The 10,092-nt window shown below is 73.7% G+C and carries 8 protein-coding genes; all 8 read left to right on the forward strand.

Features of this window, described 5'->3' with window-relative positions:
* The first annotated feature begins 57 nt into the window (after positions 1-57).
* On the forward strand, positions 58-1,839 hold the full coding sequence (locus tag BLW63_RS21325; RefSeq protein ID WP_091160725.1) for an N-acetylglutaminylglutamine amidotransferase: 1,782 nt from the start codon (positions 58-60) through the stop codon (positions 1,837-1,839).
* A 5-nt stretch (positions 1,840-1,844) separates the two neighbouring features.
* Positions 1,845-3,599, forward strand: coding sequence for an N-acetylglutaminylglutamine synthetase (gene ngg / locus BLW63_RS21330; RefSeq protein ID WP_211517218.1), 1,755 nt, complete (start codon positions 1,845-1,847; stop codon positions 3,597-3,599).
* The gene (gene crcB / locus BLW63_RS21335; RefSeq protein WP_244522710.1) at positions 3,596-4,048 is read left to right on the forward strand and encodes a fluoride efflux transporter CrcB; all 453 of its coding nucleotides are present in this window, start codon (positions 3,596-3,598) and stop codon (positions 4,046-4,048) included. Before ngg ends, crcB begins: the two co-directional genes overlap by 4 nt.
* Positions 4,045-4,398 carry a fluoride efflux transporter FluC gene (locus BLW63_RS21340; RefSeq protein ID WP_091160728.1) on the forward strand — a complete coding sequence of 118 codons (354 nt, stop codon included), beginning with the start codon at positions 4,045-4,047 and terminating at the stop codon, positions 4,396-4,398. Before crcB ends, BLW63_RS21340 begins: the two co-directional genes overlap by 4 nt.
* A gap of 47 nt (positions 4,399-4,445) precedes the next feature.
* Positions 4,446-5,861: an alpha,alpha-trehalose-phosphate synthase (UDP-forming) gene (locus tag BLW63_RS21345; protein ID WP_091160731.1), complete on the forward strand. Its 1,416-nt coding sequence runs from the start codon at positions 4,446-4,448 to the stop codon at positions 5,859-5,861.
* On the forward strand, positions 5,858-6,631 hold the full coding sequence (otsB, locus tag BLW63_RS21350; protein ID WP_091160733.1) for a trehalose-phosphatase: 774 nt from the start codon (positions 5,858-5,860) through the stop codon (positions 6,629-6,631). The genes BLW63_RS21345 and otsB overlap by 4 nt, the downstream gene beginning before the upstream one ends.
* Positions 6,632-6,858: 227 nt before the next feature.
* Complete coding sequence (locus BLW63_RS21355; RefSeq protein WP_091160736.1) at positions 6,859-8,472, forward strand: methyl-accepting chemotaxis protein; 1,614 nt, start codon at positions 6,859-6,861, stop codon at positions 8,470-8,472.
* 380 nt (positions 8,473-8,852) lie between these two features.
* Positions 8,853-10,092, forward strand: a 1,240-nt coding sequence (locus tag BLW63_RS21360) for a methyl-accepting chemotaxis protein (protein WP_091160739.1), incomplete at its 3' end; no start/stop codon positions are given.

Below are 10,092 nucleotides of genomic sequence, written 5' to 3' on the forward strand. Positions count from 1 at the left end.
TGTGACGTCTGCCCCGGACGGTCGCGCGGGCCTGGCCGGTGGGGTTGGATCGACGGCATGTGCGGCCTCTCCGGCGAGATCCGGTTCGACGGCTCCCTGGCCGACACCACCGCTGTGGCGCGGATGGTCGACTGCCTCGTCCCCCGCGGGCCGGACGGTCAGGGTGCCTGGAGCAACGGGCGGGTGGCCTTCGGGCACCGCCGGCTGTCGGTCATCGACCTGTCGCCGGCGGGGAGCCAGCCGATGGTCGACAACGAGCTCGGCCTGACCGCGGTCTTCAACGGCTGCATCTACGACTACAAGGAGCTGCGCGCCGAGCTCGAGGGCCACGGCTACCGCTTCTTCTCCACCAGCGACACCGAGGTGATCCTCAAGGGCTACCACCACTGGGGTACCGACGTCGTCTCGCGCCTGCACGGCATGTTCGCGTTCGTCGTCACCGAGCGCGACACCGGCCGCGTGGTGCTCGCCCGCGACCGGCTGGGCATCAAGCCGCTGTATCTGGCCGAGACGCCGGGCCGGCTGCGCTTCGCCTCGTCGCTGCCGGCCCTGGTGCAGGCCGGGGACGTCGACACCTCCATCGACTCGGTCGCGCTGCACCACTACCTCACCTGGCACGCCGTCGTCCCCGCGCCGCGGACCATCCTCAACGGTGTCCGCAAACTGCCGCCCGCCACGGTCCGGGTCGTCGAGGTTGACGGCACCTCCCGCGAGCACCGGTACTGGGAGGCCCCCTACGAGCGGCGTCCCGAGCACGCGAACTGGTCCCCCCGCGACTGGGAGGACGCGATCGAGGAGGCGCTGCGGGTCGCCGTCCGCCGGCGTCTCGTGGCCGACATCCCGGTCGGCGTGCTGCTCTCGGGCGGGTTGGACTCCAGCCTGATCGTCGGCCTGCTCGCCCAGGAGGGGCAGACCGGCCTGGCCACCTACTCGATCGGCTTCGAGGCCGTCGGCGGGCGGGAGGGCGACGAGTTCGTCTACTCCGACGTCATCGCCGAGCGCTTCGGCACCGACCACCACCGCATCCGGGTGGCCTCCGACGAGCTGGCCGCAGCCCTCGGCCACGCCATCGGCGCCATGGCCGAGCCCATGGTCAGCCACGACGTCGTCGCCTTCGACCTGCTGTCGGAGCGGGTCAGCCAGTCGATCCGGGTGGTGCAGTCCGGGCAGGGCGCCGACGAGGTCTTCGCCGGCTACCACTGGTACCCACCGCTGGCCGGCGTCGGCCGGGAGCAGGCGGTCGAACGGTACGCGGCGGCCTTCTTCGACCGGGACGCAGCCGACGTGGCCCGGCTGGTCAGCGACCGCTACGCGGTGGACGGCGACCCGAGCCTGGAGTTCGTCCGCCGGCACATGTCCGCGCCGCACGCCGACACCGCCGTGGACGCCGCGCTGCGCCTCGACAGCGAGGTCATGCTCGTCGACGACCCGGTCAAGCGGGTGGACAACATGTCCATGGCGTGGGGACTGGAGGCCCGGGTGCCCTTCCTCGACCACGACCTGGTCGAGCTGGCCGCGATGTGCCCCCCGGAGCTGAAGCTGGCCGACGGCGGCAAGGGCGTGCTCAAGGCGATCGGCCGGCGGATCATCCCGCCGGAGGTCATCGACCGCCCCAAGGGCTACTTCCCGGTCCCGGCGATCACCCACCTCGAGGGCAAGGTGCTCGACCTGGTGCGCGACGCGCTGACCGACGACGCCGCCCGCGAGCGCGGGCTGTTCCGCGCCGAGTACGTCGACCGGCTGCTGGCCGACCCGAACGGCGAGCTCACCCCGCTGCGCGGCAACAAGCTGTGGCAGCTGGGTCTGCTGGAGCTCTGGCTGCAGTCGCACGGGGTCTGATCGGCGTGACACGGATCGCCGGCCAGCGGCGCCGGGGCGCGGCTCCCGACACCCCCTCGTTCACCCAGCGGTCCTGGCAGCAGCCGTCGGAGCACCAGCGGCAGGGCATGGCCTCCGACGTCGTCCTCGACATGGGCTGGGGGCGGCTGGTCTTCGGCCAGACGTTCCCCGACCTCCGCGGCATCGTCGACGTGCTGCGCGCCGAGGAGAGCGGCCGCCGCGACATCTGCATCTACCCGCCGGACCCGCACGTGCTGGTCGGCCTGGCGCCCGACGAGCTGTTCATCGACCCCAGCTACACCTACCGGCTGGACCTGTACCGCTACCGGCCGCGGTCCGAGCTCATCCGCGGCGTCTTCGTGCGCACGGTCACCGCGCTGGAGGAGATGCACCGGATCAACGACATCTACGCCCGCAACGGCATGGTCACCGGCGATCCCGTGACGATGTGGGCCCACCACCGCACCCGGACCTTCACCTACCTGGTGGCCGAGGACCGGCGCACCCGGCGGATCGTCGGCACGGTGACCGGCGTCGACCACGAGCTCGCCTTCGACGACCCGGAGGGCGGCGCCAGCCTGTGGTCCCTGGCCGTCGACGCCCAGGACGCGCCGCCCGGCACCGGCGAGGCGCTGGTGCGGGTGCTGGCCGAACGCTACGTCGGCCGCGGGCGGGCCTACCTCGACCTGTCGGTCATGCACGACAACGCCGGCGCCATCGCGCTCTACCGCAAGCTCGGCTTCCACCGGGTGCCGGCGGTCTGCGTCAAGCGGAAGAACCCGATCAACACGCCGCTGTTCGCCGCCCGCCCGGAGGGCCTGGAGGACCTCAACCCCTACGCGCGGATCATCGCCGAGGAGGCGCTCGAGCGCGGCATCCGGGTCGAGGTGTCCGACGCCGAGTGGGGCGAGATGCGGCTGTCGCTCGGCGGCCGGACGGTGCTCAGCCGCGAGTCGCTGTCGGAGTTTACGAGCGCGGTCGCGATGAGCCGCTGCGACGACAAGCGGGTCACCCGCCGGATCATGGAGCGGGCCGGCGTCCGCGTCCCCCGCGGGGTCTCGATCCCCGAGGACGACCTGGCCCCCGCCCGCCCGCTGCTCGCCGAGTGCGGCGAGGTGGTGGTCAAGCCCGCCCGCGGCGAGCAGGGCAAGGGCATCACCGTCGCCGTCAGGACGGAGGAGGCGCTGGGCCGGGCGGTGGCCCTCGCCGCGCACTTCTGCCCCGACGTGCTGGTCGAGGAGCTCGTGGCCGGCGACGACCTGCGCGTGGTGGTGATCGACCACGAGGTGGTGGCCGCCGCGGTGCGCCGTCCGGCCGAGGTGGTCGGCGACGGCCGGTCGCCGGTCACCGAGCTGGTGCGCGCCACCAGCCGTCGGCGGGAGCGGGCGACCGGCGGGGAGTCGCGCATCCCGCTGGACGACGCGACCGCCGAGGTGGTCGCCGAGTCCGGGTACGCGATGGACGACGTCCCCCCGGTCGGCGAGCGGATCCGGGTCCGGCGCACGGCGAACCTGCACACCGGCGGCACCATCGAGGACGTCACCGACCGGCTGCACCCGGCGATCGCGCAGGCCGCCGTCCGGGCCAGCCGGGCGATCGGCATCCCGGTGACGGGACTGGACTTCCTGGTGCCCGACGTCGAGGGCCCCGACCACGTGTTCATCGAGGCCAACGAGCGGCCGGGGCTGGCCAACCACGAGCCGCAGCCCACCGTGGCGCGCTTCGTCGACCTGCTCTTCCCGGAGACCCGCCGCCGTTGAGGTACGCACCCGGCAGCTCCCGGCCCCGGCCAGAGGCTCGCCCCGAGCTCGCGAGGGGTGAGGGGGCCGGGGTCCTCTATCTGCTCGCGGCGCTGGGTGGCGCGCTCGGCGCCCTGGCCCGCTGGGGCGTGGGGACGGCGCTGCCGCACTCCCCCGGCGGCTGGCCGTGGGCGACGCTGCTGGTCAACCTCACCGGCTGCCTGCTGTTCGGCGTGCTGATCGCGTTGCTCGCCGCCCGCTCCCCCGAGCCGCCGTGGGCGCGGCCGTTCCTCGCCGTCGGCGTGCTCGGCGGGTACACGACGTGCTCCGCGTTCGCCGTCGAGGCGGTCGGGCTGGCCGAGGCCGGCCACCCGGTGCCGGCCGTCGGCTACGTCCTCGTGTCCGTCGTCGGCGGGGTGCTCGCCGTGGCCGCGGGGGCCCTGGCGGTGCGGGCCGTCCGCAGCCGGTGACGCCGCTGCTGGTGGTGGCCGGCGCCCTCGTCGGCGCCCCGCTGCGGCTGCTGGTCACCCGGCTGGCCGCCCGGGGCGGGCGCGACCCGGCCGGCGGCACGCTCACCGTCAACGTGGCCGGCAGCGCGCTGCTGGGCCTCGTGCTGGGCGCGGCCGCCACTCCCCCGGCCGTCGTCGCCCTGGTGGGCACCGGCTTCTGCGGCACGCTGACCACCTTCTCCACGTTCGGTGGCGACGTGGTGCGGATGGTCGAGCAGCGCCGGCTCGCCCGCGGCCTGGCCTACGTGCTCGCCACCGTCGTCCTGGGGGTGGGGGCGGCCGCGCTGGGGTACGTCGCCGCCCCGGGGTGAGCCTGGCGCTGCCGGTTCCGGCCGCGCTCAGTAGGGTCGGAGGCGGTATGGCTGGGACATCGGCACGAGACGAGAAGGCGGACAGCCCCGTCGTCGTGGTGGCCAACCGGCTGCCGGTCGACCAGGTCACCGAGCCCGACGGCAGCACCCGCTGGCAGCGCAGCCCCGGCGGCCTGGTGACCGCGCTGGAGCCGTTCGTGGCCGGCCGCGGTGGCGCCTGGGTCGGCTGGTCGGGCTCGGCCGGCGAGGCGCCCGAGCCCTTCGAGTCCGGCGGGGTGTCGCTGGTCCCCGTGCCGCTCTCCGAGGAGGAGGTCGACCAGTACTACGAGGGCATGTCGAACGCCTCGCTGTGGCCGCTGTATCACGACGTGGTCGAGAAGCCCGAGTACCACCGAACCTGGTGGGACGCCTACGTCCAGGTCAACAAGCGCTTCGTCGAGCGCGCCGCCGAGGTGGCTGCCGAGGGCGCCATCGTGTGGGTCCACGACTACCAGCTGCAGCTGGTGCCGGCCATGCTGCGCCAGCGGCGCCCGGACCTCACCATCGGCTTCTTCCTGCACATCCCCTTCCCGCCCTACGAGCTGTTCACCCAGCTGCCGTGGCGGTCGGCCATCGTCGAGGGCCTGCTCGGCGCCGACCTGGTCGGGTTCCAGCTGCCCGCCGCGGCGGCCAACTTCGTGCAGCTGGCCCGCCGCCTGCACGACCTGCCCGCCCGCGGCTCGACGATCGAGTACGACGGCCGCACGGTCACCGCGCGCGCCTTCCCCATCTCCATCGACGTGAAGGCGTTCGAGGAACTGGCGAGCCGGCCGGACGTCGTCAAGCGGGCGGAGGAGATCCGCGCCGAGCTGGGCAACCCGCAGAAGATCATCCTGGGCGTCGACCGGTTGGACTACACCAAGGGCATCGCGGTCCGGCTCAACGCCTTGCAGGAGCTGCTGGAGGACGGCGCCGTCGAGGCGCCCGACACGGTGATGGTGCAGGTGGCCACGCCCAGCCGGGAGCGCGTCGAGCACTACGTGCACATGCGCGAGACGATCGAGCAGCAGGTCGGCCACATCAACGGTGTCTTCGGCACCCTGGGCGGGCCGGCCGTCCACTACATCAACCAGTCGGTGCCCCGCGAGGAGCTGGCCGCGCTGTACCGGGCCGCCGACGTCATGCTCGTGACGCCGTACCGGGACGGCATGAACCTCGTGGCCAAGGAGTACGTCGCGGCCCGCAGCGACCTCGGCGGCACCCTGGTGCTCTCCGAGTTCGCCGGCGCCGCCGCCGAGCTCAAGCAGGCGTTCCTGGTCAACCCGCACGACATCGCCGGGGTGAAGAACCAGCTCGTGCGGGCGCTGCGCATCGAGCCGGCCGACGCCGCCAAGCGGATGCGCGCGATGCGCCGCCACCTCGCCCGCAACGACCTCGACCACTGGGCCAGCTCCTTCTTCGACGCGCTGCAGGCGAAGGCGTGAGCGGGCCGGCGGCGCCCCTCCCCTCCCCCACCGCCCTGCCGGCGGACCTCGCCGCGGCGCTGGCGGTCGTCGCCGGACGGCGTCCGCTGCTGGTGGCCAGTGACTACGACGGCGTCCTCGCGCCCCTGGTGGGCGACCCATCGGCAGCCGTGCCGCTCCCCGGGGTCGCCGAGGCGCTGTCACGGGTGGCCGCCGCCGACGGCGTCACCGTGGCGCTGGTGAGCGGCCGGGGCGTTGCCGACCTGCGCGCCGTCAGCGGCCTGGCGGGCCCCTACCGCTGGATCGGCAGCCACGGGGCCGAGTACGACGGTCCGCTGACCGGAGAGCTCGCGGCGCGCCGGGATGCGCTCGCGGAGCGGCTGACCCCGCTCGTCGCCGCGGTGCCGGGGGCGCGGCTGGAGGTCAAGCCGGCCAGCGTGGCGGTGCACGTGCGGCAGGTGACCGACCGCCTCGCCGCCGTCGACCTGCTGACGCAGGCCGACGCTGCCGCCGACCCGTCACTGACGAAGAAGCCGGGCAAGGAGGTGCTCGAGCTCGCGGTCACCGACGCCGACAAGGGCACTGCGCTGCTGCGGCTGCGCGACGACCTCGGCGCCGTCGCGACGGTCTACCTCGGCGACGACCGCACCGACGAGGACGCTTTCCGGGCACTCGCCACCGGCGACGTCACCGTCAAGGTGGGTGAGGGCGAGACCGCGGCCCGGTACCGCGTCGCCGACCCGGCCGCCGTCGTCGCCCTGCTCGAGGCGCTGGCCGACCTGCTCGCCTGACGCCGCCCGGGGGCGGCCGCCGTCCCGCCCGGTGTCGACAAACGGCCACCGGGAATGTGGTCACCGACATTTCTGGGACGCGTGGTGCGACACGCCAAGGCGCTCTCCGAATGCGGGGCTGGAAGTGCCCCACCATTGCGCCACACCGCACGGGCAGCGCCAGCGACGCCATTTCTGCCGGACGTGCGGCTGCCCTCTCGCAGGTCCTCTCGCCCCCAGGAGCACCCATGTCCACGTCCGCCGTCCCCGTCCGTCCCGGGCGCTCCGGAGGCTGGTTCGCCGACCGCCCGATCGGGGTGAAGATCGGGGCCGCCGTAGCGGTGCTCGCCGTGGTGGCGGTCGCGATGACCGTCCTCGCGGTCCTGCGCATCGGGTCGCTCAACGCCGCCGCGACCCGGATCAACGACAACGTCGTCACCCTGGCCGCCCTGGCCGACATCCAGCGCTCCTACCAGGGCGACCGCGCCCGGTACACGCAGTACGGCCTCGCCGACCCCCAGACCCGCGCCGCCCTGCGCACCGAGCTCGCCGAGCGGCGGCAGAGCCTGGAGGACCAGCTCGACGCCTACGCCGAGGTGACGGTCAACAAGGAGGCGTTCGCAACCTTCCGGGGTCACCTGGACAACTACTACGCGATCGCCGACGCGCAGCTCGTCCCCGCGGCCGATGCCGGGAACCCGGTCGCCGCCGGGCAGATCCTCAGCGGTCCGCTGCAGCAGGCCACCGACGTCATCATGGACGAGTACGCGGCCATGCAGGAGCGCCGCGTGGCCGCCGGGCAGACCGACACCGACGACGCCCAGCAGATCGCCGACACCGCCGTCCTGACGCTGTGGCTGTCCCTGGCCGCCGGCACCGCCGTCGCCGGCGGGCTGACGGTGTTCGTCGTCCGGCGGATCACCCGGACGGTGCGGTCGGTGCAGACGTCGGTCGAGGCCCTCGCGGCCGGTGACCTGACGGTGGCGCCGGAGGTGCGCGGCCAGGACGAGCTGGGCCGCATGGCCGGTGCGCTGAGCGAGGCCCAGGAGAGCCTGCGCGGCGTGCTGTCGTCGGTGGCGTCGTCCGCCGACGCGGTGGCCGCGTCGTCGGAGGAGCTGTCGGCGTCCTCGGCGCAGATCTCCGCCTCGGCGGAGGAGACCTCCGCGCAGTCCGGTGTGGTGGCCGGTGCGGCGGAGGAGGTCAGCCGGAACGTGCAGACCGTCGCGGCCGGTGCCGAGCAGATGGGCGCCTCGATCCGGGAGATCGCCAGCAACGCCGCCGAGGCCAGTGACGTCGCCGCCCGGGCGGTGACGGCGGCGGAGACCACCACCGCCACGGTGGCGAAGCTGGGTGAGTCCTCGGCCGAGATCGGCAACGTCGTGAAGGTGATCACCTCGATCGCGGAGCAGACGAACCTGCTGGCGCTGAACGCCACCATCGAGGCCGCCCGCGCCGGGGAGGCCGGTAAGGGCTTCGCCGTGGTCGCCAACGAGGTCAAGGAGCTGGCCCAGGAGACCGCGAAGGCGACCGAGGACATCGCCCGGCGGGTGGAGTCGATCCAGGGCGACACGACGGCGGCGGTGGCCGCGATCGGGGAGATCTCGCACATCGTGGCGCAGATCAGCGACCGGCAGACGACCATCGCCAGCGCGGTGGAGGAGCAGACGGCCACCACGAACGAGATGTCGCGGTCGGTGACCGAGGCCGCGCAGGGCTCGGGTCAGATCGCCAGCAACATCACCGGGGTCTCCGCGGCGGCGGACTCCACCACCCAGGCGCTGACCCAGACGCGCACCGCCGTCGACGAGTTGTCCCGCATGGCCGCCGAGCTGCGCACGAGCGTCAGCCGCTTCACCTACTGAGCGAGCACGGCCGTCCGCGGACGGAAGCGAGGAGCGCACGACCCACCCGGGTCGTGCGCTCCTCGCCGTTGCACCCGCTCACCGCCGTCCCGCGCCGGCCGGACGTCCACGCGGGCACCTCGGCGCCGGCTCGGACGGGGCTGCGACCCGGTGAGGGCCCACCGGCCGCGCATTCGCGGCCTCCACTCGTCAGGTCGTCGAAATGTCGACAAGGGCACGGACGAATGGCGCTGACCGACATTTCTCGTGTATCGCGGGCAACACGCCATTGCCATTCCGCGCGGACGGGTCCCGACCACCTCATCCTCGTGTCCGGTCGGGTCGACGGCGGTCACCCGGCCCGCGCAGTGCGACGTCCCCCCTCGAGCCTGGGAGCACCCATGTCCGTCCCCGCACGTCCCAGCCGGTCCGGCCGACCGGGTGGGTGGTTCGCCGATCGGCCGATCGGCGCCAAGATCGGAGCGGTCGTCGCACTGCTCGTCGTGGTCCTCGTGGGCACCAACGCCCTCGCCGTCTCCCGCATCACCGGGATGGCCGGGGACCAGCAGCGGATCTACGACGAGAACCTGCGTCCGCTGAACGCGCTCTCGGCCGTCCAGCGCGCCACCGCCGCGCACCGGGCCCGCGTCCTCGAGTACGCCGTCTCCGACCCGGCCCGCCGGACGGAGCTCCTCGGCGAGATGGAGGAGAAGCAGGCCGACGTGGAGGCCGCGCTCGCCGAGTACGAGCCGTTCGTCATCGACCAGGCTGCGATGGACAAGTACCTGGGTGCCCGCCAGCAGTTCCTGGCGTCGAACACCACGCAGCTCTTCCCGGCGGCGGACGCCGGCGACCTGGTCGGCTACGCCGCGCTCTACCGCGAGGTGTCCAGCCCCCTGCTCACCGACATTGCCGACGGCCTGGAGGAGGAGGGCCTCGCCCAGTCGAGCGAGGCGGCGGAGCGCAACGCCCAGGCGGCAGCCGACGCCACCTCCGCCACCCGGACGTTGGTCGGGACCTCGGCCGTCTCGACCCTCCTCGCGATCGCCCTCACCGTCCTGGTGGTCCGCCGGATGATCCGTTCCGTCCGGTCCGTGCAGCAGGCCGCCGACGCCATGGCCGACGGCGATCTAACCGTCGAGCCGGCCGTCGACGCCGACGACGAACTCGGCCGCATGGCTGCGTCGTTGCGGAGGGCGCAGGAGGGCCTGCGGGGCGTCCTGTCCTCGGTGGCCTCATCGGCCGATGCTGTGGCCGCGTCGTCGGAGGAGCTGTCCGCGTCCTCGGCGCAGATCTCCGCCTCGGCGGAGGAGACCTCCGCGCAGTCCGGTGTGGTGGCCGGCGCCGCCGACGAGGTGTCCCGCAACGTGCAGACGGTGGCCGCCGGCGCCGAGCAGATGGGGGCGAGCATCCGCGAGATCGCCACCAACGCCGCCGAGGCCTCCGACGTCGCCGCCCGCGCCGTGACCGCCGCGGAGACCACGACCGCGACGGTGGCCAAGCTCGGTGAGTCCTCGGCGGAGATCGGCAACGTGGTCAAGGTCATCACCAGCATCGCGGAGCAGACCAACCTGCTGGCGCTCAACGCGACGATCGAGGCCGCCCGGGCCGGAGAGGCCGGCAAGGGCTTCGCGGTGGTCG

The organism is Geodermatophilus africanus (assembly GCF_900107105.1).
Classification (GTDB): domain Bacteria; phylum Actinomycetota; class Actinomycetes; order Mycobacteriales; family Geodermatophilaceae; genus Geodermatophilus; species Geodermatophilus africanus.